This is a genomic window from Streptomyces sp. NPDC059201 (genome assembly GCF_042754585.1).
Lineage (GTDB): Bacteria > Actinomycetota > Actinomycetes > Streptomycetales > Streptomycetaceae > Streptomyces.
This window is the reverse complement of the sequence record NZ_JBHZBB010000002.1, coordinates 611,621-636,004: the sequence shown is the minus strand read 5'-3', so window position 1 is coordinate 636,004 and position 24,384 is coordinate 611,621. Positions and strand designations below refer to the sequence as shown.

The 24,384-nt window shown below is 73.8% G+C and carries 21 protein-coding genes; 9 read left to right on the top strand and 12 right to left on the bottom strand.

The window, feature by feature from the left end:
* Window positions 1-55: 55 nt before the first annotated feature.
* Window positions 56-925 carry an SDR family NAD(P)-dependent oxidoreductase gene (locus ACFXMG_RS08720; RefSeq protein ID WP_383829941.1) on the bottom strand — a complete coding sequence of 290 codons (870 nt, stop codon included), beginning with the start codon at window positions 923-925 and terminating at the stop codon, window positions 56-58.
* Window positions 925-1,719: an SDR family NAD(P)-dependent oxidoreductase gene (locus ACFXMG_RS08715; protein ID WP_383829944.1), complete on the bottom strand. Its 795-nt coding sequence runs from the start codon at window positions 1,717-1,719 to the stop codon at window positions 925-927. The genes ACFXMG_RS08720 and ACFXMG_RS08715 overlap by 1 nt, the downstream gene beginning before the upstream one ends.
* Before the next feature lie 118 nt (window positions 1,720-1,837).
* Between ACFXMG_RS08715 and ACFXMG_RS08710 the strand changes: the two genes are divergently transcribed.
* Window positions 1,838-2,494 (top strand): TetR/AcrR family transcriptional regulator, encoded by a 657-nt coding sequence (locus ACFXMG_RS08710; RefSeq protein WP_383829947.1) that lies wholly within the window; start codon window positions 1,838-1,840, stop codon window positions 2,492-2,494.
* On the opposite strand, the gene ACFXMG_RS08705 is transcribed toward ACFXMG_RS08710, so the two are convergent.
* Window positions 2,487-2,990 (bottom strand): GNAT family N-acetyltransferase, encoded by a 504-nt coding sequence (locus ACFXMG_RS08705; RefSeq protein ID WP_383829950.1) that lies wholly within the window; start codon window positions 2,988-2,990, stop codon window positions 2,487-2,489. The two genes, ACFXMG_RS08710 and ACFXMG_RS08705, sit on opposite strands and share 8 nt — an antisense overlap.
* Window positions 2,991-3,118: 128 nt before the next feature.
* On the opposite strand from ACFXMG_RS08705, the gene ACFXMG_RS08700 reads away from it, so the two are divergent.
* Entirely contained in the window at window positions 3,119-4,042 is a 924-nt protein-coding gene (locus ACFXMG_RS08700) for a TIGR01777 family oxidoreductase (RefSeq protein WP_383829952.1), read from the top strand.
* A 330-nt stretch (window positions 4,043-4,372) separates the two neighbouring features.
* A complete protein-coding gene (locus ACFXMG_RS08695; protein WP_383829973.1) occupies window positions 4,373-5,659 on the top strand; it encodes an NAD(P)/FAD-dependent oxidoreductase in 1,287 nt (428 codons plus the stop codon).
* Between the two features lie 19 nt (window positions 5,660-5,678).
* On the opposite strand, the gene ACFXMG_RS08690 is transcribed toward ACFXMG_RS08695, so the two are convergent.
* A complete protein-coding gene (locus tag ACFXMG_RS08690; RefSeq protein ID WP_383829955.1) occupies window positions 5,679-7,172 on the bottom strand; it encodes a regulator in 1,494 nt (497 codons plus the stop codon).
* Between the two features lie 330 nt (window positions 7,173-7,502).
* On the opposite strand from ACFXMG_RS08690, the gene lipB reads away from it, so the two are divergent.
* The 4 genes from lipB (at window position 7,503) to ACFXMG_RS08670 (ending at window position 10,559) form a co-directional block, all read left to right on the top strand.
* Complete coding sequence (lipB, locus tag ACFXMG_RS08685) at window positions 7,503-8,312, top strand: lipoyl(octanoyl) transferase LipB (RefSeq protein ID WP_383829958.1); 810 nt, start codon at window positions 7,503-7,505, stop codon at window positions 8,310-8,312.
* Between the two features lie 101 nt (window positions 8,313-8,413).
* The gene (gene lipA, locus ACFXMG_RS08680; RefSeq protein WP_383829961.1) at window positions 8,414-9,382 is read left to right on the top strand and encodes a lipoyl synthase; all 969 of its coding nucleotides are present in this window, start codon (window positions 8,414-8,416) and stop codon (window positions 9,380-9,382) included.
* 240 nt (window positions 9,383-9,622) lie between these two features.
* Window positions 9,623-9,838 carry a hypothetical protein gene (locus ACFXMG_RS08675; protein WP_383829964.1) on the top strand — a complete coding sequence of 72 codons (216 nt, stop codon included), beginning with the start codon at window positions 9,623-9,625 and terminating at the stop codon, window positions 9,836-9,838.
* Window positions 9,839-9,848: 10 nt separating this feature from the next.
* Complete coding sequence (locus ACFXMG_RS08670; protein WP_383829967.1) at window positions 9,849-10,559, top strand: DUF4191 domain-containing protein; 711 nt, start codon at window positions 9,849-9,851, stop codon at window positions 10,557-10,559.
* Window positions 10,560-10,648: 89 nt separating this feature from the next.
* On the opposite strand, the gene ACFXMG_RS08665 is transcribed toward ACFXMG_RS08670, so the two are convergent.
* Window positions 10,649-11,116 carry an RDD family protein gene (locus ACFXMG_RS08665; protein WP_383827837.1) on the bottom strand — a complete coding sequence of 156 codons (468 nt, stop codon included), beginning with the start codon at window positions 11,114-11,116 and terminating at the stop codon, window positions 10,649-10,651.
* A gap of 222 nt (window positions 11,117-11,338) precedes the next feature.
* On the opposite strand from ACFXMG_RS08665, the gene glnA reads away from it, so the two are divergent.
* Window positions 11,339-12,760: a type I glutamate--ammonia ligase gene (gene glnA / locus ACFXMG_RS08660; protein ID WP_189850283.1), complete on the top strand. Its 1,422-nt coding sequence runs from the start codon at window positions 11,339-11,341 to the stop codon at window positions 12,758-12,760.
* Window positions 12,761-12,840: 80 nt separating this feature from the next.
* Here the strand turns inward: glnA and ACFXMG_RS08655 are convergent, their stop codons facing one another.
* The 5 genes from ACFXMG_RS08655 to ACFXMG_RS08635 all read right to left on the bottom strand — a co-directional run bounded on the left by ACFXMG_RS08655 (window position 12,841) and on the right by ACFXMG_RS08635 (window position 22,421).
* Complete coding sequence (locus ACFXMG_RS08655) at window positions 12,841-14,679, bottom strand: hypothetical protein (protein ID WP_383827839.1); 1,839 nt, start codon at window positions 14,677-14,679, stop codon at window positions 12,841-12,843.
* Window positions 14,680-14,727: 48 nt separating this feature from the next.
* Window positions 14,728-17,892 carry an AAA family ATPase gene (locus tag ACFXMG_RS08650; RefSeq protein WP_383827841.1) on the bottom strand — a complete coding sequence of 1,055 codons (3,165 nt, stop codon included), beginning with the start codon at window positions 17,890-17,892 and terminating at the stop codon, window positions 14,728-14,730.
* Window positions 17,889-21,110, bottom strand: a complete 3,222-nt coding sequence (locus ACFXMG_RS08645; RefSeq protein ID WP_383827843.1) for a hypothetical protein — start codon at window positions 21,108-21,110, stop codon at window positions 17,889-17,891. The genes ACFXMG_RS08650 and ACFXMG_RS08645 overlap by 4 nt, the downstream gene beginning before the upstream one ends.
* Window positions 21,103-21,951: a hypothetical protein gene (locus ACFXMG_RS08640; RefSeq protein WP_383827845.1), complete on the bottom strand. Its 849-nt coding sequence runs from the start codon at window positions 21,949-21,951 to the stop codon at window positions 21,103-21,105. Before ACFXMG_RS08640 ends, ACFXMG_RS08645 begins: the two co-directional genes overlap by 8 nt.
* Before the next feature lie 194 nt (window positions 21,952-22,145).
* A complete protein-coding gene (locus ACFXMG_RS08635) occupies window positions 22,146-22,421 on the bottom strand; it encodes a hypothetical protein (protein ID WP_383827847.1) in 276 nt (91 codons plus the stop codon).
* A 123-nt stretch (window positions 22,422-22,544) separates the two neighbouring features.
* Between ACFXMG_RS08635 and ACFXMG_RS08630 the strand changes: the two genes are divergently transcribed.
* On the top strand, window positions 22,545-22,907 hold the full coding sequence (locus tag ACFXMG_RS08630; RefSeq protein ID WP_383827849.1) for an arsenate reductase family protein: 363 nt from the start codon (window positions 22,545-22,547) through the stop codon (window positions 22,905-22,907).
* Here the strand turns inward: ACFXMG_RS08630 and ACFXMG_RS08625 are convergent.
* A complete protein-coding gene (locus tag ACFXMG_RS08625) occupies window positions 22,904-23,479 on the bottom strand; it encodes a GNAT family N-acetyltransferase (RefSeq protein WP_383827851.1) in 576 nt (191 codons plus the stop codon). The two genes, ACFXMG_RS08630 and ACFXMG_RS08625, sit on opposite strands and share 4 nt — an antisense overlap.
* The gene (locus ACFXMG_RS08620) at window positions 23,463-24,383 is read right to left on the bottom strand and encodes a Gfo/Idh/MocA family protein (protein ID WP_383827853.1); all 921 of its coding nucleotides are present in this window, start codon (window positions 24,381-24,383) and stop codon (window positions 23,463-23,465) included. The genes ACFXMG_RS08625 and ACFXMG_RS08620 overlap by 17 nt, the downstream gene beginning before the upstream one ends.
* Window position 24,384: the final 1 nt, after the last annotated feature.

Sequence of the window (24,384 nt, the reverse complement as noted above, 5' to 3'; positions counted from 1 at the left end):
GTAGGACATGGCCGAGGGCCCCGGCGGGGGAACCGGGGCCCTCGGCGGCTTCGGGTCAGCCCGCCTGGAGGCGGGGGTTCTCCTGCGCGAGGATCATGTCCGTGCGCGGCTGGAGGGCCGGGAAGAGCTGTTCGGGCTGCGGGATCGCCCAGTACTTCCCCTCGGCGACCAGGTCGAAGACGCGCTCTGCGTGCTCCTCGGCCGTGAGCCCGTGCTCGTCGGCGAGCTTCTGGAGCCGCTCGTTGAACGCGGCGATCTCCGGGGGCGCGGTCTCGCCGGGCCGGGCGGCCTTGAAGATCTCGCTCTTGACCGAGCCGGGGGTCACGACGGACACCTGGATCGGGGCGCCCTTCATCAGCATCTCGTAGTGCAGCGACTCGCTGAGGGCGAGGGTGCCGAACTTGGTGACGCTGTACGGGGCCATGAGCGGGCTCGGCAGCAGGCCGCCGATCGACGACACGTTCACCACCCACGCCTTCTCGCCGCGCTCCAGCATGCGGGGGACGAAGGCGCGGATGCCGTTGACGTAGCCGCCGATGTTGATCCGGAGCATGGCGTCCCAGCGCTCGGCGGGGATCTCCCAGGAGTAGCCCATGGCCATGATCCCGGCGTTGTTGACCAGGAGGTCGACGGTGCCGAACCGGGTGTACGCGGTGTCGGCGAGGGCCTCGACGGAGGCGGGCTCGGCGACGTCGGTGACGACGCTCTCGACCTCGGCGCCGGTGGCCCGCAGCTCCTCGGCGAAGGCGGCGAGCCGGTCGGCGGCGATGTCGGCGAGGACGAGCCTCATGCCGAGCTTCGCGGCGTGCCGGGCGAGGCCGGCGCCGATGCCGGAGGAGGCTCCGGTGACGACGGCGACGCGCCCGGCGAAGACCTCGGCGGCGGACGGGGTGCCGGACGGGGCGGGGGCCGGGGCGGCGGACATCAGAAGTGCGTCCCGCCGTCGATCCGGACCTCCGTGCCGGTGATGAACCTGCCGTCCTCGGAGGCGAGCATCGCGACGACGCCGGCGACGGTCTCGGGGCCGGCGAAGCCCTGGCCGAGGGCGGGGGCGAGCTTCATGAAGAGCGACATGTCGGCGTCGGCGGGGAGGCCGGGGCCCATGGACTGCTTGCTGGCGCCGGAGCCGTCGGTCATGCCGGAGGAGATGGAGCCGGGCTGGACGGCGGTGAAGCGGATGCCCTGCTTGGCGTACTCGGCGGCGAGGGCGTGGGTCATGGACTGGATGCCGCCCTTGCTGGCCGCGTAGGCCGCCATGTAGGGGTGGGCGAAGAGCGCGGAGGTGGAGGAGAAGTTGACGACGGCGGAGCCGTCGCCCGCCAGGAGCGCGGGGATCGCCTCGCGGATCATGAGGAAGGTGCCGGTGAGGTTGATCCGGAGCACCTGCTCGAAGGAGTCGAGGCTGGTCTCGTGGGTGTGCGAGGAGCGGAGCACGCCGGCCGCGTTGACCAGCACGTCCAGGCCGCCGAGGGCGGTGACGGCGGCGGCGACGCCGGCGCGTACGGACTCCTCGTCGGCGACGTTCAGGACCACGGTGGTGAGGCGGTCGGCGGCCTCGCCCGCCTTGGCGGCGGTGTCCTTCAGGCCGTCCTCGCTGATGTCGGCGGCGACGACGCGGCCGCCCTCGGCGAGCATGCGCAGGACGGTGGCCTGGCCGATGCCGGAGCCGCCGCCGGTGACGAGTGCGCGGCGTCCTTCGTAACGGGTGAGCTGGTTCATGGCGGCGACCTCTCGATGTCAAGCTTCTTTGCTTGGTGGCCACCGTACGCCTGGATGGCACGTTTTGCCACACCTGCACATCGCGCACTTTCCGTATCCGGAGGCGTACCCTCGTACGGTGAACCACCGACCCGGGCCGACGGCCGCCACGCCCTCCCTGACCCAGCGCCGCAAGGCCGCCACCCAGCTGGACATCGCCCGCGCGGCGGCCGAGCTGTTCACCGAGGACGGGCCCGACGGCACCACGGCGGAGTCCATCGCCCTGCGGGCCGGGGTCGCGCTGCGCACCTTCTACCGCTACTTCCGCTCCAAGCAGGACGCCGTCGCGCCGCTCCTCGCGGGCGGCGCGGACCGGTGGCGGGAGTCGCTCTCCGCCACCGCCCCCGGCACCCCCCTGGCCGCCGCCCTGGAGGGCTCCATCGCCGCCTCCCTGACCCCCGTGGACGAGGCCGGGGCGGAGGGCCTGCGCTGGACCCGCGGGCTGCTGCGCGCCTCGGCCGAGGACCCGGCGCTGCGGGCCGTCTGGTACCGGGTCAACCAGGAGTCCGAGGAGCGGCTGCGTGACGTCCTGGCCGTCCTCGCGGGACCGGACGCCGACCCGCTGGAGGTACGGCTCGCGGCCGCGGCGGCCACCGACGCGATCCGCATCGCCCTGGAGAGCTGGGCCGAGTCCGACGCCCCCGTCGACGGCCCCGGCTCCCCCGCCGCCCTCGCCCTGCGCTGCCTGCGCGAACTCATGGGCGGGGTGGCGCTGTGGAGCCCGGGCCCTAGCTGAGCAGCGAGCGGCCCATCAGGACGTCGTCGACGGGAGCGCCGCCGACGACGAACTCGCCCGGCAGCACGCCCTCCACCACGAAGCCCTCGGCCTCGTAGAGCGCGCGGGCGGGCACGTTGTGCCCGAGGACGCGCAGGGTGATCCGCGCGGCCCCGTCGGCCCGCGCCTTGACCAGCGCGGCCCGCACCAGCGCCCGTCCCACCCCCTGGCCGCGCGCCTCACCGGCGACGGCGAGCCCCTGGATCTGGCGGACGTGGGCGTTGGAGTCGAGCGGCGTCGGCCGCGCCACCCGCACGTACCCGAGCAGCACACCGGCCCGCTCGGCGACCAGGTAGTCCCCCGGCAGGTGACGCTCGTCGAAGAACGGCGGATACGGCTCCGAGGGCGCGGGCAGCACCGCGTGCAGCGGCGACCAGGCCGCCCGGTCCAGCACCCCCAACGCCTCGGCGTCGCCCACCCGCGCCCCCCGGATCACCAACGTCTCCGCCACGGTCATACCGGCCACTCTGCCACGCCCCCGGCACCCCGGGGCAGCCGAAGCGCGGGCACGGGCGGGCGGGAGAGGCGGGCACCCGCCGGTGGGAAGGGTGGCTGGCGGTGGGTGGGGGGTGGGGAGGGGGCAGGATGGGGGGCATGCAGCCTTCTGCCCTTCGTCAGCGTGTCGCCGTCACCGGGGCCTCCGGGCTCATCGGGGCCGCCCTCGTCCGCTCCCTGCGTGCCGACGGGCACGACGTGCTCCGGCTCGTGCGCCGGCCCGCCCGGACGGCGGACGAGGTCGAGTGGGACCCGAAGCGGCTGTACGTGGACTCCGCCGGTCTCGTCGGCGTCGACGCGGTCGTGCACCTGGCGGGCGCCGGCGTCGGCGAGCGCCGGTGGAACGAGGCGTACAAGCGGGAGATCCGCGACAGCCGGGTCCTCGGCACCACCGCGATCGCGCAGGCCCTCGCCGGGCTCGCCGAGCCGCCGAAGGCGCTGGTGTGCGGCACCGCCCTCGGCTGGTACGGGGACACCGGCAGCCGCGCGGTGGACGAGAGCGCCCCGGCCGGCACCGGCTTCCTGCCCTCGGTGTGCGTGGAGTGGGAGGCCGCCGCGGCGCCCGCCGAAAAGGCCGGGATCCGGGTGACGTACGCCCGCACCGGCCTGGTGGTGGCCCGTCAGGGCGGCGCGTGGGGACGGCTCTTCCCCGTCTTCCGGGCCGGACTCGGCGGACGGATGGGCGACGGAAGCCAGTACTGGTCCTTCATCGCGCTCCACGACGAGGTCGCCGCCCTGCGGCACCTGATCGACACCCCCTCGCTCTCCGGCCCGGTGAACCTGACGGCCCCCGAACCGGTCACCAACCGGGAGGTCACCGCGGCCATGGGCCGGGTGCTGCGCCGCCCGACCCCCTTCCCGGTCCCCGCGCCCGCCCTGCGGCTGGTCCTCGGGGACTTCGCGCAGGACGTCCTCGGCAGCCAGCGGGTGCTCCCGGAGCGGCTGCTCTCCTCCGGCTTCACCTTCGCCTTCCCCACCATCGACGCGTCGATCCGGGCCGCCGCACCCCGCTGAGCGGGCCCTCTGCGCTCCCTGCGCTCCCCCGTGCTCCGGCAAGCCCGCCGCGCGCGGGCCCCCCGTCGTGGGAGCGCTGCCTACCCTCGGTGGCCACCAGTCGACACGGATCGCGAACTCGGGCATTCCGGGGGCCCGTTGGGGGCATAGGCCACCAACAGGCGGCGCAGACCTGGGGAGGGGCACGTGCTCAGTACCGCACGCACCGCACAGCAGGCACAGCACGCGGACGACGCCACGGAGGCCACCTCCGTGCCGGAGGCCGCGCGGGGCACGGCCGTTCCGCGGCCCCGGACGGCGGCGCACGGGGACGCCGGCGGGCCGGGGGACGTGGACGTCGTCGTCGTGGGCGCCGGGATCGCGGGGCTCACGGCGGCCCGGCGGCTGACCGGGGCGGGGCTCTCGGTCGCCGTCCTGGAGGCCGAGCCGTTCGTCGGCGGCCGGCACGCCACCGCCACGGCCGACGGCTTCCGGCTCGACCGGGTGGGCCGGCTGCTCACCCTCGCGCCGGAGGAGCTGCGGGCCCTGCCCGGCCTCGACGGCGTCGTGCCGCGCCCCTTCGCGCCCGGGGTGCTGATCCACTCCGACGGGCGGTACGCGCGCTGGGGCGCCCCGCACCCGCGCGCCCGCAGGGGCGCGTTCACCGTGGCACGCGCCCTCGCGAGCGCCCCCCGGCATCCGGCGGCCTCGCTGGACCAGGCGCGGCTCGGCGCCTCGCTGGTGCGGCTGGCGGCGACGCCGACGCAGCGGCTGCTCGCCCGGCCGGAGCGGACCGCGCGGGAGGCGCTGTCGGGCCGGCTGCCGGCCCGGACCGTGCAGACGGTGCTGCGGCCGCTGCTCGCGGCGCTCCTCGCCGATCCGGACCTGGCCTCGTCCAGCCGGCGGGCGGACCTGGCGCTGCGGGCCTTCGCGCGGGGCCGGGTGTCGGTGCCGGAGGGCGGGTCCGCGGCCCTCCCGGAGCGGCTGGCGGCGCTGCTGCCGCCGGGCACGGTGCGGACCGGCGTCCGGGTCACGGAGGTGTCGGCGGCCCGGGTGGTGACGGCGGAGCACGGGACGGTCGGCTGCCGGGCGGTGGTCCTGGCGACGGGTGCGCGGACGGCGGCCGAACTGCTGCCGGGCCTGCGGGTCCCGGCGTACCACCCGGTGACGGTGCTGCACCACACGGCGCCGGTGGCGCCGACGGCGGACCCGACGCTGCTCCTCGAATCGGACCCGGGCGGGCCGGTGGCGCACACAGCGGTGATGAGCGCGGTGGACCCGACGCGGGCGCCGGCGGGACGGCCGCTGATCACCTCGACGGTGCTCGGGACGCCGCCGGACGACACCGAGCGGCGGGTCCGCAAGCACCTGGCGGCGCTGTACGGGACCTCCACGGACGAGTGGGAGCTGCTGGCCCTGCACCACACCCGGGACGCGGTGCTGGCCACTCCCCCGGCGCACGACCCGTGCCGCTCGGTGCGGCTGCTCGCGGGCCTGTACGTGTGCGGCGACCACCGCGCGGCGGGCACCCTGCGCTCCACGCTGGCCTCCGGCGACCGGGCCGCCGGCGCCGTCCTGGCGGACCTGGGCCTGTGTCCGCCGGTCCTGGAGGAGGCGGAGGAGGAGGCGGCGGCCTGACCGGCCCGGGGGCCGCCGGTCAGCCGAGGGCGGCCACGCGGTCGCGGTAGGTGCGGACGGGCGGGGCGTCGCGGTAGGGCTCCAGGCGCCGCTCGAAGTCGCGGACGTACTCGATCGCGCGGGCGGAGCGCATCTCGGCGGCCTGCTGGGCGGCCTCGGCGCCGAGCGCGCACGCCTGGTCCAGCTCGCCGAGGGCGAGGCGGGCGGTGGCGAGGACGACCCGGCAGAAGAGGCGGCTGCGGGCGTAGCCGGGGGCGCGGAGCTGGAGGGCCCGTTCGGCGTGCTGGGCGGCGGGGCGGTACTGCTGGAGGTCGCGGTGGCAGTGGCCGAGCTCGTCGGCGAGCTGGGCCTCGTCGAAGGCGCGGGCCCAGTAGGGCACCTCGTCGCCGGGCCGGGCGGACTCCAGGGCCCGCTCGGCGCGGACGAGGGCGGCGCTGCACGCGCCGGCCTCGGAGAGGACGGCGTGGCCGCGGGCCTCGACGGCGTGCAGCATGGCCTGGACGACGGGCGGGGCGGCGGGCCCGACACCCTGCTGGGCGACGCGGGCGAGCTGGACGGCCTCGCGCCCGTGGCCGAGGTAGACGGCCTGGCAGCTCATGGTGAGGAGCACGTACGAGCCGTAGGCCCGGTCCCCGGCCGCCTGGGCGAGGCGCAGCGCCTGGACGAAGTAGCGCTGGGCGAGGCCGTGGGCGGCGATGTCGTACGAGGTCCAGCCGGCGAGCCGGGTGAGGTCGGCGGCGGCGGCGAAGAGGCGCCTGCCGGTGGCCTCGCCGTAGGTGCCGCGGAGCATGGGCTCGGCCTCGTGCTCCAGGTAGCGGACGAGGGCCTGGCGGGCGTGGCCGCCGCCGTAGGCGTGGTCGAGGGTGCGGAAGAGGTCGCCGACGGAGCGGAGGGCGGCGATGTCGCCGCCGGTAACGCGCTGGCCGGGGCCCCGCTCCGTGCCGCGCTGGCGGGGGACGGAGAAGCGGCCCTGCGGGGGCACGCGGGGATCGGTGAGGGACTGCCTGACCGGCAGGACGGGCCCGGCGGGGCGGACGGCCGGCGCGGGCGCGGGCTCGCCGCGGGCGACCCTTTCGTCGGCGCGGCCGATGAGCCAGTCGCGGCTGGGCACGACGAGACCGGCCGGGGTGAAGGCGATCTTGCGGAGCTCGGCGTGGCTGCCGGAGTCCTTGCGCCAGAGCCCGCTGACGATGTCGACGGCCTCCTCGGGGGTGGCGGCGAACTCCAGGCCCGCGTAGACCGGCGCGCAGGCGTCGAGCCCGAGGTCCTGGGCGGTGAGCCGGCGGCCGAGGCGGCGGGTGAAGACCTCGGCGATGAGGGCGGGGGTGGTGCCGCGCGGCTGCTGGCCGCGCAGCCACCGGGTCACGGAGGTCTTGTCGTACCGCAGATCGAGCCCGTGCTCCAGGCCCAGCTGGTCCACCCTCCTGGCGAGCCCGGCGTTGGAGAACCCGGCCTCGGCGATGAGCGCGGCGAGCTGGCGGTTCGGGACGCGCTGCGGTGGTCGTTCCGTCATCGGCTGTGCGGTCTCCTGCCTTCCGGGCGCAGGTGGCAGCCCGTTTCGACCCTCATGGAACGGCGTGAATGTAGCGGTCATCCCGGCCCGTACCGCCAGCTTCGCCCCACATTCATCCGATCGTGTGAGGAACCAGAACCCCCGTTGTCGCTCCACGCTGACCGGACCCCACCCCCCGGGGGCCCGGGATGCGGCCTCCACCTGCCCGAGGGTTCCCGGGCGTGTCGCCGTACAGTGGCAGGGGCGCGTATGACGCAGGGTGCCGGGCCGGCTCCCGCCCCGGGACGATCCCCGGAACCCGGCCGCGGGCACCCAGGAGGAGGCATGGCCGTGAGTGAGCTGCAATTCGTCCGCCTGGGCTTCGGCGAGGACGCCGTCGAGTACCAGGCGGCCTGGGACAAGCAGCGCGAGGTGCACGCCGCGCGGTTCGCCGACGAGACCGGCGACACCTGTCTGCTCCTGGAGCACCCGCCGGTCTACACGGCCGGGCGGCGCACGGCGGAGAGCGAGCGCCCGCTCGACGGGACCCCGGTCGTCGACGTCGACCGCGGCGGCAAGATCACCTGGCACGGCCCCGGCCAGCTGGTCGGCTACCCGATCCTCAAGCTGCCCCGCCCGGTGGACGTGGTCGCGCACGTGCGCCGGCTGGAGGAGGCGCTGATCCGCACCGCCGCCGAGTTCGGCGTGGCGACCACCCGCGTCGAGGGGCGCAGCGGCGTCTGGGTGCTGGGCGACCCGGTGGAGCAGCGGCCCTCGCTGGGCGGGCTCTCGCTGGACTTCGACCCGCGGCTGACGGACGACGAGTTCGACCCGCGCTTGAACGGCCCCGAGTACGCCCCCTCCAACGCCGGCCAGCGCCGCGAGGACCGCAAGCTCGCCGCCATCGGCATCCGGGTCGCCAAGGGCGTCACGATGCACGGCTTCGCCCTCAACGTGAACCCGGACAACGCCTGGTTCGACCGGATCATCCCGTGCGGCATCCGCGACGCGGGCGTGACCTCGCTCGCCAACGAGCTGGGGCGGGACCTCACGATCGAGGACGTCCTGCCGGTGGCCGAGCGGCACCTGCGGGACGTGCTGGAGAACGCGGAGCTCAGGCCCCGCGAGATCGCACGCGAGACGGAACGGGCCTCGGCCTAGGAATGCCTGGCTCTGGCCACGGGTTGGCCAGACGTAGCAAGGCATGGAAGCAACGGGCGTACCCTGGTGTGCGCCGAAGAATCGAAGCTACAGGAGCCGATGTGTCCGCAGTCGCACCCGACGGACGCAAGATGCTGCGCCTGGAGGTCCGGAACGCCCAGACCCCCATCGAGCGCAAGCCCGAGTGGATCAAGACCCGCGCCAAGATGGGGCCCGAGTACACCAAGATGCAGAGCCTCGTGAAGAGCGAGGGCCTGCACACGGTGTGCCAGGAGGCGGGCTGCCCCAACATCTTCGAGTGCTGGGAGGACCGCGAGGCCACCTTCCTCATCGGCGGTGACCAGTGCACCCGGCGCTGCGACTTCTGCCAGATCGACACCGGCAAGCCGGAGGCGCTGGACCGGGACGAGCCGCGCCGCGTGGGCGAGTCCGTCGTCACGATGGACCTGAACTACGCCACCATCACCGGCGTCGCCCGCGACGACCTGGAGGACGGCGGCGCCTGGCTGTACGCGGAGACCGTGCGCCAGATCCACCAGCAGACCGCCGAGCGCGCCGACGGGCGCACGAAGGTCGAGCTGCTCGCCCCCGACTTCAACGCGGTGCCGGAACTCCTCGCGGAGGTCTTCGCCTCCCGCCCCGAGGTCTTCGCGCACAACGTGGAGACCGTCCCGCGGATCTTCAAGCGGATCCGCCCCGGCTTCCGCTACGAGCGCTCGCTGGACGTCATCACCCGGGCCCGTGACTACGGTCTGGTCACGAAGTCCAACCTGATCCTCGGCATGGGCGAGACCCGCGAGGAGGTCAGCGAGGCGCTCCGGCAGCTGCACGACGCCGGCTGCGAGCTCATCACGATCACCCAGTACCTGCGCCCCTCGCTCCGCCACCACCCGGTGGAGCGCTGGGTGAAGCCGCAGGAGTTCGTGGAGCTGAAGGACGAGGCCGACGAGATCGGCTTCTCCGGTGTCATGTCGGGCCCGCTGGTCCGCTCCTCGTACCGCGCCGGCCGCCTGTACCAGCAGGCGATCGAGAAGCGCGGGACGACGGTGGAGGCCGTCCAGGCGGTGTGAGTCGCGGCACAGGACGTTACCGGTCGGTAACGTCTGCCGGAGAGCGGCCCGTACGGCCCCGCAGTTCAGCGGGGCGGTACGGGCCGCTCCGCCGTACGGGCGTCCCGCATCAGCGTTTCATCAGTGTTTGACCGCCGGGTCATGCCCTGGTAACACCGATCTGTGAGCATGGATCCACACACCGCCACCACCCGCTCACTCCCCCACCTCGTCTCATCCGCACGCGAGAGAGGACCCCTCATGCCGGCCGCGTCGACGCACGTCCGCGTCAGTGCCCTTCCGTCCGTCACCGGAGCCCTGCGGGCCGTCGAGGCCCTGTTCCTGGGCGCCGGGCAGCGCACCGCCCGCCGCAACGCCTGGACCTCCGTCCTGGAGGACCGCCGCCGCGCCAAGGACCGCGTCGAGGCCCAGCATGTCCTGGAGGCCGCGTCTGGCCGGACGTCGAGGGCCACGTAGACTTCAGGACATGGCGAGGAAGGCAAACACGGGCGGCGCTGACGCCGCGAACCCCGGGCGACTGAAGCAGATCGCCCTCACGTACAAGATGACCCGGAAGGCCGACCCCAAGGTCGGGCTCGTCGTGGCCGGCGTGGGCATCGTCGTACTCGGTGTCCTCCTCGGTATCGGCTTCCTGATCGGACACCCGGTCTACCTGGGCATCCTGGGCTTCGTCCTGGCGCTGCTCGCGATGGCCGTCGTCTTCGGACGGCGCGCCGAGCGGGCGGCCTTCGGGCAGATGGAGGGCCAGCCGGGCGCGGCCGCGGCGGTGCTGCAGAACATCGGGCGCGGCTGGACGGTGACCCCGGCGGTCGCGATGAACCGCAGCCAGGACGTCGTGCACCGGGCGGTCGGCCGCCAGGGCATCGTCCTGGTCGGCGAGGGCAACCCGAACCGGCTGAGGCCCCTCCTCGCCGCCGAGAAGAAGAAGATGGCCCGCATCCTGGTCGACGTACCGGTGACGGACATCGTCGTCGGCAACGACGAGGACGAGGGCCAGGTCCCGCTCAAGAAGGTCCGCACCAAGATGCTGAAGCTGCCCCGGCTGCTCAGCGGCCCCCAGGTGACGGCGGCCAACGACCGACTTCGGGCGATGGGTGACCTCATGTCCAACATGCCCCTCCCCAAGGGCCCGATGCCCAAGGGCATGAAGATGCCGCGCGGCGGGAAGATGCGCTGACGCGCACCGAGACGGATGAAGGGCGGCGCCCCGGACCTGCGAGGTCCGGGGCGCCGCCCTTTGTGCTCAGGAACCCTGTGTCCGGGGGTTCAGATCCGGATCTGGACCGCGCCGGAGAGGCGGTCGTGGAGGCCGCGGCCGTCCCGGTCCCAGATCAGGGCGGGGATCGCCAGGCAGGTGAGGGCGGCGCGGAGCACCGCGCGCGGCAGGGTGAGCCGGCCCCCGTGGACCGAGACGGCCCGCAGGCGGAAGAGGAGCTTGCCCGGGGTGGCGCCGACGGTGCCGACGGTCAGGGCGTTCAGGACGAACAGGATGAGCAGGGCCCAGTTGGCCGTCGCCTGGTTGTAGCCGTCGGTGAGGAGACCGTATGCGATCACCAGGCAGAGGCCCCAGTCCACGGCGAGCGCGCCGAGTCGCGCCCCGGGGCGGGCGATGGAGCCGGGTCCCTCCTCGGGGAGGCCCAGCTGCCGCCCCCGGTAGCCGAAGTCCACGCCTGCTTGCTCCGCCGCGGCACGGGGGCCGGAGAGCCACGATCCGAGTGCTTGCCTGTTGTCCACCCGACCACCGTACTGCGCCCGTTTTCGATCACTTCGGTCCGGGTGCGGATGGGGCGCGACACGGAGGGCCGCCACCCGCCCCGGTTAACTTCGACGAAACAAATGGGTCATGCTTGAGAAATCCCGACTGCCTAGGGTCGGGTTCGAGCGTGCGCCACCGCACTGGCCGCATCACCGAGCTGCAACCCCGCCCCTCCCCGGGCCGGGAGTAGGAGGAGTTGGATGTCCAAGCACGGGTTCCAGAACGCCGAAGAGGTCGCGAAGTTCATCAAGGACGAGGACGTCAAGATGGTCGACGTCCGCTTCTGCGACCTTCCCGGCGTGATGCAGCACTTCTCGATCCCTGCGACGGCCTTCGACCCGTCCGAGGAGCTGGCCTTCGACGGCTCGTCGATCCGCGGCTTCCAGGCCATCCACGAGTCCGACATGTCGCTGCGCGCGGACCTGTCGACGGCGCGTCTGGACCCGTTCCGCCGCGACAAGACGCTCAACATCAACTTCTTCATCCACGACCCGATCACGGGCGAGGCGTACAGCCGTGACCCGCGGAACATCGCGAAGAAGGCGGAGGCGTACCTCGCCTCCACCGGCATCGCCGACACCGCGTACTTCGGCCCCGAGGCCGAGTTCTACGTCTTCGACTCGGTCCGCTTCGAGACCTCCGCGAACCAGGGCTTCTACCACATCGACTCCGAGGCCGGCGCCTGGAACACCGGTGCGGAGGAGAACAACCGCGGCTACAAGGTCCGCTACAAGGGCGGCTACTTCCCGGCCCCGCCGGTCGACCACTTCGCCGACCTGCGCTCCGAGATGTCCCTGGAGCTGGAGAAGGTCGGCCTCCAGGTCGAGCGCCAGCACCACGAGGTCGGCACCGCCGGCCAGGCCGAGATCAACTACAAGTTCAACACGCTGCTCGCCTCGGCCGACGACCTGATGCTGTTCAAGTACATCATCAAGAACGTCGCCTGGCGGAACGGCAAGTCCGCGACCTTCATGCCGAAGCCGATCTTCGGCGACAACGGCTCGGGCATGCACGTCCACCAGTCGCTCTGGTCCAACGGCGACCCGCTGTTCTACGACGAGGCCGGCTACGCGGGTCTCTCGGACACCGCCCGCTACTACATCGGCGGCATCCTCAAGCACGCCCCGTCGCTGCTCGCCTTCACCAACCCGACGGTGAACTCCTACCACCGCCTGGTCCCGGGCTTCGAGGCGCCGGTCAACCTGGTCTACTCGCAGCGCAACCGCTCCGCCGCCATGCGCATCCCGATCACGGGCTCGAACCCGAAGGCCAAGCGCGTCGAGTTCCGCGCGCCGGACCCGTCCTCGAACCCGTACCTCGCCTTCTCCGCCCTCCTCCTCGCGGGCCTCGACGGCGTCAAGAACAAGATCGAGCCCATGGAGCCGATCGACAAGGACCTGTACGAGCTCGCCCCCGAGGAGCACGCGAGCGTCCCGCAGGTCCCGACCAACCTGGAGGCCGTGCTCAAGGCCCTGGAGGAGGACAACGAGTACCTCCAGGCCGGCGGCGTCTTCACCTCCGACCTGATCGAGACCTGGATCGACTACAAGCGGACCAACGAGATCGCCCCGATCCAGCTCCGCCCGCACCCGCACGAGTTCGAGCTCTACTACGACCTCTAAATCGCGGGACCACGGTCTGACGTGAAGGTGAGGGCCACCCCCCAGGGGGTGGCCCTCACCTTTGCGCGCTCCCGGGCCGTCTACGCCCGCCGGGCGGGCCGGATGCCGGGGGCGAACCACGCGCGGGCCGTCTTCGCGTACGCGTCCACCTGGGCCACGGGCCTGTCCAGCTCCGCCGTCAGCTGGGCCCGCTGGGAGAGCAGCGCGGAGCGCAGGGCCGGGTCCCTCTCGGCCATCCCCTGGAGGGTGGCGACCTTACGGGCGCTGCACCGGCCGAGCCGGGGCCAGGAGCCGTCCGGGGAGCGCAGCTCGGCGGTGCGGCCCTCGGCCGACGCGTAGGCGTAGGCGACGAAGACCCGCCGGCCGCCGGAGACCGTCGGCCTCACGACGCGGTCGGCCGCGCCGCCCAGGATCTCCCGGGTCCAGTCCTGGCGGGGGAGCCACATCGCGCCCCAGACGGAGGCGTCCGGGTAGGCCGGGTTCGGGCTCCGCTTCGGGACCCGCCGGGTGAGCAGCCCGTCCTGCTTCATCAGGTGCAGGGAGTGCGCCATCCAGCCGATCTCGTTCCAGTGCTTCGCCTCGTCGAGCACCACCTCGCGCCGTATCTGCGTGTCGACCGCCTCGGCCACGGCGGGGGCCAGTCGCCGGGCGTAGTCCGGCCGCACCCGGAGCAGCACGTCCAGCAGCACGTCGACGGAGAACGGGTTGAGCCGCCTCACCAGGGACGCGGCCGGCAGGCGCTCCAGCTCGTCGAGCAGCAACCGGACGGGCTCGTAGGCATCGGCCCTCACCAGCAGCGACAGCAGCGAGGGCAGGTGCATCAGGTCCTTCACGCGCGCGTACGCGAGCCTTCGGGCCAGTCGCTGCCCGGGGACGTCCGCGGCCAGCCGGGCGGCCCAGCCGACGTCCCAGATCAGGGCCAGCCGCAGGACGTCGCAGAGCGCGGCCGGGCTGGTCACCTGGAGCACCGTCGCCTGGTGCCGGTCGCGGAGCTTGTCCACCCAGTTCGAGTGGACTCCGCCCGGCCGCAGCCCGAGGGCCACCAGCTGGCGGACGACCTCGTACTGCTGGGTGGGGTGCTGGATGTGGGCGAGTTCGCTGGTGAAGGCGTTCCAGGCCCCCCGCTCGCTCTGGAGGTCGCGCATGAGCGTGACGCCGGCGCCGGCGGAGACCCGCTCCACCGCCGTCAGCAGCCGGGCGGCGTCGACGGGGTCGCTGTAGACGGCCTGGCGCGCCTTCTCCCGGAGCTGGCTGTCCCTGCGTCCGCGCCGGGGGACCGTCCTGGTCCCCAGGTCGTCGAGGGCCGCCGCGGCGGTGTCGCGGTTCAGCGCGGCCAGGACGTTCATCACCTCGGTCAGCTGGTTCGCGCCGGCTCCGCGGCTGATCTGCGCGGCCCAGCGCCGGCCCACCGCGTCCGGGGTCTCGGTGCCGTCCTTCCGGAGCACCCACAGTCCGGCGTCCCTCTTCGGCACTCCTCCGTCGACGAGCGTCCGGGCGGTCTCGCGGGCGGCCAGCGCCGCCGACGCGGGCGAGACGGCGGCCATCTTCTCGACGAAGCCGGCCGCGTCGTACTCGTTGACGTACTGGCTCGACAGCCCTTGGAACATGGCGCGGCCGAGCTGGTGGAAGAAGCGGCGGGCGTCCCCGATCGACGCCTCCCGCATCGCCTCGAAGAGCCTCTTGTCGGCCACCTGCCGGCGCAGCTTCACCAGGAAGGCCGCCCCGAACTCCTCGTCCTGCCCGAGCAGCAGGGCGGCCTGCGGGCCCCAGGGGCGCATCGAGCGGTTCAGCGCCCCGGCGACGACGTCCACGAACTGGTCCAGGCACTCCTCCCGGAAGGAGGCGTGGGTCTCCCAGATCCCCTTGATCAGGTGGTACTGGATGGAGATCCGCGGGTCGTCCCCGAGCCGGTCGATCACCCACTCCTTGCCGATCTCCTCGGCGAGGTACTGGCCGAAGCCCTTCTTCTAGGTCAGGAACAGCTCGTCGACCCGTGCCGTCGCCGACAGGAGCAGACCGGCGCCCTTGAGGTCCTGGCTGTCCCGCACCTGCTGGGCGAGGGAGCGGGCGAGAACGGCGTCGGGGCGCTCCGCCTGGTCGCCGTAGAGCGCGTGCCGGGCGGTGTAGTCGTGGATCTCGCTGGTCGTCCGGATCAGCAGGGCCGCGTCCGTCGGGGTCGCGGTGCGCAGGGCGTTGCGGATGGCGACGCCGAAGCCCTCGCCCTTGTTGATCTCCTTGTCGTTGAGCATCTTGGTGACGAACCCGACCCGGTAGTCCCGGGCGTCCACCAGGGCGTACCGCAGGTCCACCGCGTCGGCCTGCCGCAGCGCCTGCCGGATGGCCACCTCGTGGCCGCGGAAGACGGTCTCCCAGTCCTCGTAGTCGGGGTCGTACCGCAGCCGCAGGACGAGGGACGAGATGTAGAGCGCGATGCCGCGCGCGGGATCGGGATCGTGGTCGAGGAGCTTGCGGACCTCGGTCTCGTTCTGGACGAAGGAGGCGTAGTTCGGGATGCCGATGTCGTTGGCCGCGCGGCGCACCAGGCGTTCGACCCGGCCGACCGTGCGGTAGTCGAGGGCCTTGTCGGGGTCGAGGCGGATCAGGGTCTCGGCTCCGCGTCTGGCCACGATCTCGTCGAGGTCGGGGTGGTGGAAGCGGCTGAGCTGCTCCAGCACGCTGTACAGGCCGTCGTCGGGCTTCGGCTTGTCGTCCAGCAGGTCTCCGAACCGCCCCACCATCCAGGCGGCGAGGGTGTCGAAGCGGGAGTCGCTGAAGCGGTGCCGGTGCCGGTGGATCGCGCGGATCACGGCGAGCAGGTCGCGTCCGGACCCGAGGGTGGCCTGCGGCAGCCGCGCCACGAAGGTGTCCAGGAGCTTGCCCATCAGCTTGTCGCCGAACGAGGAGTCCATGGCGAGCAGCACCAGCGCGATGTCGACCGGTGAGGCGTTCCGGCGCCACTTGGCGAAGTCGGCCTCGTGCTCGGGGCGGAGCAGGCGGTCGGCGAGGCTGCGGCAGACGCGCTCGTCGTACAGGCGCGCGCCGCGCAGCATGGGCAGGAGCCCGCTGCGGTGGTCGCCCAGGTCCTTGAAGAGTTCCTTGGCGGCGAGCTCGGCGACGAGTTCGTGGCGGCGTGGCCGGGTGGCCTCGTCGGGGTACGCCTCTCCGGCGTAGGCGTCCAGGATGGTGCGGGAGTCCGTGGGGCTGGGGAAGCGGAGCCGGTCGGGGTCCCGGTCCGACGCGGCACCGAGCTTGGAGAGGGCGGGTCGCTCGTCCTCGGGGACGCTCACGTTCCCGCCGAGCAGGGAGACGGCCGCGACGGCGGCGGCCAGGTCCTGGGTGTCCGCCCCCAGTCCGAGCCGTTCGGTGAAGTCCTGCCGGAGTTCCTCGTCCAGGCGTTCGGGCCTGTCGTTCCCGCCCCGGTAGTCGCACAGGCCCTTGACGAAGCGGCTGAGGTCGTGGGGGAAGCGGCGTACCAGCGCGTCGAGGAAGCGGGGGTTGGCGGCGACGCCGTCCCCGTGGATCGCCCGGGCGCGTGCGGCCAGGTCGAGGAGGGCGGCGGGGCGGACGATGGACGGCACGACGGTGAGGTTCGCCGCCTGCCAGTCGTGGAGCGAGTTGATGTCGTACCCGAGGCAGGCGAGCACGCTGACGCCGAGCTCCGCCGACACGGCGCGCAGCACGCGGTCGACGTCCGTCTCGCCGATCGGCCGGATGTCGTCGAGGATGACGACGGGGGAGCCGGTTCCCGGCTCCTCCTGGGGTTCGAGGCTGCCGAGGGCGTGCCGTACGACCCGGGCGAGGACGTCACCGCTCGGGAACGCCCGGTCGTCCGGGGAGAGGACGACCACGCGCCGGCCGGCCTCGGCGAGCGCCCGTGCCGTGCACCGGACGATGCAGCTCTTCCCGGAGCCGGACGGTCCTCCCAGCACGGCCACCTTGCGCTCCGCGTCGTGGAAGATCGCCACGAGGCTGTCGACCTGGTCCGTACGGACGTCGGGAAGCCACTGCCCGTCGAGCCGCGTCCGCGACCAGTCGTCGAGACTCCATCCGGTGGCCTTCAGGGCGCTGGTGTGCCAGTCCCGCGTCCAGTCGTCCCAGGCGGCGCCCCAGTAGGCGCGGGCGGCGCCCGCCAGGGTGAGGCCGGGGTCCGCGACCGCGAGGGTCGCCGTGGCGTCCCCGGCGGAGGTACGGAACCAGCCGCCGTGGCCGGGGTGGACGAGCGTGCCGCCGCAGGCGTCGGCGCGCAGGGGCGCCTCGCCGGGCTTGAGGGACTCGAACGGGGTCGCCGCGCCGAGGTGGGACGGGGAGAGTCCGCCCGCGGCCCACATGCCGGGCGCGGGGTGGGGCAGTTCGGGGGCGGCGAGGGTGCGGGAGAGGAGCCGCAGCGCGGCGGGCAGCGCCACCGTGGGGTCGTCGACGCGGCTCGGCGGCAGCAGGCCCTGGGCCGCCAGTCTCGGCTTCGGGTCTCCCGTGACCTCCTCGTCCATCCCGAGCTGGAGGAGGAGGGTCCGTACGGGCTCCGCGGCTCCGTCGGAGGCCCTGTTGGTGGCGGGGGTGACGGACCGCCACCTCCTGGTGATGCCGGCCAGCTTCCGGACGGTGTCGTCGTGGCCGGTGGCGTCGTCGCCGGCCTTGCCCTCCAGGGCGAGCCGGACCGTCCAGGCCGCGGGCGGCAGCTCCGGGTCGGCCTCCGGGCGCAGGACGGTGACGTCCAGGTGCTCGGTGGCCGGGGTCTCCTCGGGGTCGTACGGGCCGCTGTCGGGGGCGTAGGCCCGCTCGTAGAGGTGGACGAGGTCGTCCTCCAGGCCCTCGACGCTCTGGAGTTGCGCGATCAGTTCGGCGTCCGGGCCCTCGCAGGCGTCCGGATCCAGGAGCATGAAGACGAGCCGTTCGAGGCTGGTGCGGTCGGAGCCGCTCACGAACCGGTCCGGGAGGCCGAGCGCCATGCCGCGCAGGTCCCTCCGCTCGGCTTCCTCCAGCAGGGGCCGGATGCCTTGGGCGTGGAGCCGTCCGAGCAGGACGCCGAGGGACGTGCGCACGGCGGATTCCCCGCGTTTCGTCAGGATGTCGTCGAGGGCGAGCAGCGCGCCGGTGACACCTTCACGTGGCGAGACGGAGTCCAGGGCTGTCATCTTGCCTCCTCACTGCGGTCGGTCGTCGGGGACGGGCCGGGTGGGTCGGGGTCGGAGCCGGCCGGAGCCGGTCGGGGCGGATCGGGCGGATCGGTCGGATCGCGGTGAATCGGGCGGATCGGGGCGACGTCGAGACAGAACACGCCGCGCAGGTCGGTCACGACCAGGCGGGAGCCGTCGGCGTCGAAGGCGAGCGCGACGGGCTGGTCCGGCAGCGGCAGCCGGGAGGCGGGCCGTTCCTCGGCGGGAATGAGCGGACGGAGGCACAGCCAGGGCTTCCGGGCGCCGCCGACCGCGGCGGCCAGGCTGTCGTCGACGGCGAACGCGAGGGTTCCGTCGCGGGTCGCGGGGATCTCCAGTCCGCGCGTCCCGTGGTCCTCGTCCCACACGTACAGCCCTCCGCGGCGGTCGAGCACGCCCACGGTGCGGCCCGTCGAGGACACCACGGCGTGCTGTGCGAGGGGCATGAGCAGCGGCTGGCGTCGTACCGCGGTCACTCCGGTGGCCAGGACGCGCGCGGTCACGGTGCCGAACTCGGTGGTGGCGACGAGCCGTCCGTCGCCGGTGCCGCCCGCCAGATACACCTGGGTGACGCGGCTGGACCCGGGCACGGTGAGCGATCTGGTCCGCCCGCCGGCGCCCGGCTCGACGACCTCGATCCGCGTGTCCCTGGCGACGGCGAGCAGGCCGTCGGTGTGCAGCGAGAAGGCCGTCGCCCCGTCCAGGGCGGGCAGCGGTTCGGGGGCCCGGCCCGTCAGCGGGCGCCACAGGAGTCCCGCCCCGTCCGCGACGAACGCGACGACGGGCTTGCCGCCGACGACGGCGAGCGACAGGTGCGAGGCGATACCGTCCCGCTCCGACCGCACCGCCACGTCGAGCGGTGCGCCGTCCGCCAGGTTCCACAGCCGCAAGGAGGCGTCGCCGTGGGTGGTGACCACGTAACCGTCGCCGGAGGCGCCGGACGCGACCGCCAGGAGGTCGGGCACGGGCACCTCGTCCTTGGGCGTGGCCCACAGGACGTCGGCACCGGCGCCCAGGTCGCGCGGCTTCAGACCACGCGCCTCCTCCCCGGACCTGAGCAGGTGGAGCTTCACCTGGAACGCCCGCTCCGCCGGGTGCAGTCCGGCCGTCTGCCGCCGTACGCCGTCCCCGACCCCGGGCGGCAGCACCCGCGCCCCTCCCCCACCCAACTGCCGGGCGAGGGCCCCACCCGGCAGCGCGGTCCAGAAGGCAGGCGAGGACAACTCGGCGACAAACGCCTCCTCGAAGTGCCGCGCGGCGGAAGCGAACAGCGCCGTAAGCGCCAGATCAGCCGTCCAGTCGATCCCCGGCTCCCCGGACGCCCGGACGGGCAAGCAGTCCCGCACCGCCGCGGCGAACTCCTGGTCCCGCGACTCCGGCGCAACGGGGGTGGCCAGGCGCCAGGCGGGGGCGGGGTCGGAGTCGGGGGTGGGGTCCGCGCTCGGGTCGGGGTCCGTCGCCGTGGTGTTCGTCAGCGCTTCGGCCAGGAGGTTCGCGGCTTCGCTTGCTTCCTCTGGGGTGTACGTCCTGCCGGAGCGGTCTGCGGATGTGGCGAGGGCGGACCAGTGTTCGGCCGTCAGGCCGGCTTCGTGGCCTACCGCCGCCGCGGCCCTTACCGGCTCCAGCATCGCTCGGCACCAGTCGTCCTCGCGGCCGCGGGCGGCGAGCAGGCTGTGGTGGAAGTACGTCAGCCGCTTTCCCGCCGCGCGCCGCGCGCCCGCGCCGGCGTCCTGGCCGCGCGGGGTGCCGAGGAAGGCGTCGACCGCGTGGACCGCCGCCCCGAAGTGCCCGTGGCAGGCGTCGGCGATCTCCTCGGCGCCCCGGGCGCGCGCGTAGGCGCGGACGTCCTCCTCGTCGGTGCCGAGCTGGAGCACCGGCAGCCGGAGGGTCTGCCACGCCTCGTCGGCGGCGGGGGCGTGGCCGGCCGCGGCGATGACGGTGGTGCGCGCGTACTCGGCCAGAGGGTCGAGGAGCTCCCTCACCACGGTCACGAGGTCGTCGCTCGCCAGATGGAGGTCGTCCACCAGAACGGTTCGGGGAGACAGGTCCTCCAGGGCGTCGCACAGGTCGTCCGGGGTCGGGGCGTTGCCCAGGTCGAGGCCGAGCGCCCGGGCGATCTGCCAGGTCAGGCCCGGCACACCGGCGTCCTCGGCGGTCACCAGCGCGTGCACCGACCCGTCCGGGAGGATCAGACCGCGCCGGGCGACGGGCGGCAGCAGCCGCCGCCACTCGGTCCTCCCGCTCACGGCCAGGTGTCCGAGGAGTGCGCTCTTGCCGACTCCGGCCGCGCCCCGGAGGATCAGCGGCCCGGCCGGTCCGCCGCCGGCGATGAACTCGCGGAGCCGCCGCTGCTCGTCGGCCCGGCCGGAGAAGTACCAGCCCGGCTGGTGCCGCCCGCTCCGGCCGCGCGCGAGGTGGGACCACTCGTCGAGCTCCCGGTCGAGCCACTCGGGGGAGGTCCGGGGCATGTACGCCGGATCCGGCAGCACTCGGCAGCCCCGGCGGTCGGTCGAGGACACCCACACTTCCTGGCTGTCCGTCGGCAGGTGCCCGTTGATCCGCTCCACGAGCACGGACGGCTCGATGAACTCCTGCACGCCGTCGCTCCCGGAGAGCGCCTTGGCGAAGGCGTGGGCGAAGGCCAGCTGCTGGGCCTGCTGCGCCCTGCGCGCCGTGGCGATCACCCAGACGTCGTACTCGGCGCGGCCGGCGGCGGACTGACGCCGACGGGTCTCCATGGCATCGCCCGCGCCGGGCTCGGAGTAGCAGGCGTCGAGGACGACGACCGCCTGCTCGAAGAGTTGCTTCTTCCTGTCCCCTTTGCCTCCGTGCAGGGTGTTGATGATGTCCGACGGCTTGAGGAGCGCCGTCGTCCACTCCGTGTGCGCCGGCATGGCCAGGCCCCACGTGTCGTCGCTCTCCCGCTCGCCGTGCCCGGTGCAGTACACGAACACCGACAGCGGCGGCTCCTGCGCACCGGTCCTCACCGACTGGAGCCAGGCGCCGAGCTCCGGGCGCACCTCGTGCAGGCCGCGCTCCCCCGTGGCCCCCGGGGGCCTGGGGATCTCCCGCATCCCCAGGCTCTGGAGGGTGCGGCGCATCTCCCTCAGTTCGTGCGGGACGTGTTCGAGTCGCGCCAGGCCGGACTCCTCGCCGTACTCGCCCTCCCCGGCCAGGAAGAACCACCGCTCACCCAAGAGCTGCCCCGACCGCGCGGGCGGTCCAGACGTTGGTGAGGTAGCGGGTGCAGTCGTGCATGTGGAGCAGGGGGTTGGTGACGACGAAGTCCTCGACCTCGTCGTCGCCGTACAGGCCCTTGAGGCGCTTGCGCAGGGCGACGACGTCCTGTTCGGCGGCCACGTTCACCCAGCGGCGCACGGACGGCGGGCGGCCCGGTTCCGCGTCGGCCGAGCGGGCCAGGCGGCGCCGGATGGACTTCAGCCCGAGCGGCGAGCCCATGGTGACGAGGGTGTCGATCCGGACGTCCTTGAGCTTCCAGAGCACCTCGTACGCGGCCACGCTGCCCAGCGAGTGGGCGAGGACCACCCGGGTGTCGTCCTGGATCGCCGTCTCCAGCTCGCCCCGGATCTCCTCCCCCAGCGCCGCGTCCTCGAAGTAGCGGTGCACCTGCTTGATCTGGCGGATGATGACCGAGGCCGTCATCCCGCCGAGGAAGGGCGTCCTCTCCAGGATGCTGAGGCACGCCTGCGCGCCGCGCACGACGGCGCCCTTGGAGGGCGGTCCTTCGCCCTCCTCGTCGAAGGCCGCCGGGTCCGCCTCCCGGGCCATCGCCTCCAGGAGCTCGTACTCGAAGCCGTCGGCCACGTCGGCGGCGGTGTAGAGCGCGTCACCGCCGGCCTTGCCCGTGCCGCCGTTGTACAGGTGCCCGTAGAAGGCCGCTTCGAACGTGACCGACGCGGGGTCGGCGTACCGGATGTTCCGCAGGCCGGTGCTCAGGGCCCCGTGCCATGTCTCGTGCATCTCCTCGCGGGACCGCCAGGACCAACCGATGCCGTGTACGCCGACGATATGGGCCACGCTCGCCTCCCCGTTGAGGGCCGGGGACCATCCCGGCCGAGCATGCCAGAAGAATAGCCCCGAACGGCGTAGCGAGGATGGGGTGACGGCCCATCTCCTTCCGTGCACCACAGGGCAGTTGGGCTGCGGGGTTGCCGGGTCCGCCGCTCCCGGGAGTCCCGGGGACGGCGGACCCGGCGCTCGCCTCGCGCGGCTCAGCGGCCGTAGCGGATCAGGGCTCGGACCATGCGGCAGGTGGTGTCGGAGGGCGGGTGGATGCCTATGCGGGCGGCGGTGGTGCGGATGGTGGTGTTGGTGGCCTTCGAGGGGATGTAGACACCGGCGTCGAGGAGGGCGATGGCGAGGCGCATGGCCTTCAGGCGGCGGTTGTGGGTGACGTACCACTCGCGCGGGCGGCCGGCCGGGAGGGGCTGCTTCAGGAGTGGCGTGAAGGGTTCGATGGACGGCCTGCGGATCACGGCTGCTGCCATGGGCTACCTCCTGGCGAACGGTGGCGGGGGCCCTCCCCGGGGCCCTTGCCTTCAGCTCCTATTTTAGTGGCTGCCACTGACAATCGGGCCTGGTCGGACGGGGTTCGGAGGTACTTTGGGGGGATGGAGATCTGGATCAATCCCGCCTGTTCCAAGTGCCGCAGCGCCCTCACCCTGCTCGACGCGGAGGGAGCCGAGTACACCGTCCGGAAGTACCTGGAGGACGTGCCCTCCACCGAGGAGATCCGGGACGTCCTGGAGCGGCTGGGCCTGGAGCCCTGGGACATCACACGAACCGGCGAGACGGTGGCCAAGGAACTCGGCCTGAAGGAGTGGGGGCGGCAGCCGGAGGACCGTGAGCGCTGGATCGAGGCCCTGTCCACCCACCCGAAGCTCATCCAGCGCCCCATCATCACCGCGGAGGACGGCTCCGCCGTCGTCGGGCGATCGGAGGAGGCGGTGCGGGACGCCCTCGGGCGGGGCTAGTCGGTCGTGCCGGGCCCGGTCGTGAGGGGCCCGGTCGTGAGGGGTCTGGTCGTGAGGGGTCTGGTCGTGAGGGGCCCGGTCGTGAGGGGTCTGGTCATGAGGTGTTCGCCGGGGCGGGTGCCGGTGCGGCGGTAGCCGAGGCGTTCGTAGAGGGCTGTGGCCGGGGTGTTGGTGGTGAGGACCGCCAGGCGGATCGCCGGGGCGCCGGTCCCCCGGGCCCACTCCTCCACGGCTGCGATCAGACGGGTCGCCAGGCCCCGGCCCCGGGCCTCCGGCGCCACCCAGAGGGAACGCAGCTCGGGGACCCCGTCGGGGGCGACGAGCCCGCCCGCCAGACCGGCCGGGCGGTCCCCGGCGAGGAGGGCCACGAGCGCGAGGGCCGTCGGGTCGTCCAGGCGGGCCTGCCACCGCTCCTCGCCGCCCGCGCGCCAGTCCGCCAAGTCCATCGTGAACGCCTCGGGCGAGACGGTCAGAGCCGCGAGGCGAGCCTCCCCCCAGAGCCGCCGATCGGCAGGGGTGAGCCTCCGCAGGACGGGGGCGGCGGGACCGGCGGCCTCAGAGGGCTTCCGCACGGGTCTCCGCCTCCGTCAGGAGTTCGGTGAGGCGGAGGGCGAAGGGGGCGTCGCAGGGGTGGGGGGTGCCGGTGCGGGCTGCTGTGAGGAGGGCGTCCACGGCGTGGGTGTACGCGTCGGCCGCGCCGCTCCACGCGGGGAGGTCGGCGCGGCCCGCCGTGCCGTGGAGGGTGATCGCCGCGCCCGCGGCCTCCGGCGGTGCGCTCAGGGTCAGCGTCGCCGTGCTGCTCGCGCCCGAGCTGTGGCGGAGGATCAGGTGGTGGGTGTCCTCCGGGCCCCGCGCCGCCGTGAGGGCCGTCACGTCGCCGAGGACCGGGAGGAGGACGGAGAGGACGTGGGGGCCGACGTCCCAGAGGCCGCCCTTCTCGCGCCGCCACGGGGAGGCCGCGTAGGGGCTGTCGGAGCCGGGGCCGTACAGCGAACCGAGCCAGCGGGCCTCGGCGACGTACCAGCCGCCCTCGGCCTGCCGTTCCTCGATCCAGCGGGCGGTCTCGGGGGCGAAGCGCAGGGTGCAGAAGACGACGGAGGCGACGCCCGCCTTCTCCGCCGCCTCGACCACCTCGCGGGCGGCCGTGACCGTCGTCGCCAGCGGCTTGTCGAGGAGCAGGTGGCAGCCGGCCCGGGCCGCGCGGACGGCGACGCCGGCCTGGACGTCCGGCGGGAGCGCCACGGCGACGGCGTCGCACTCCGCGAGGAGCAGGTCCAGGTCCTCGTACGCGCGCGTGCCGAAGGCCGCGGCCAGTTCGGCGGCCGCCTCCGGGCGCCGGCCCCACACCCCGGCGAAGTCCACCCCCTCGTGGGCGGCGAGCGCCGGCGCGTGGGTGCGGGCGGCCCAGGGGCCGGTGCCGAGGAGTCCGATGCGGGGGCGCTGCCGCGCGGGAGGGTTCGCCATGGGTGTCGCCATG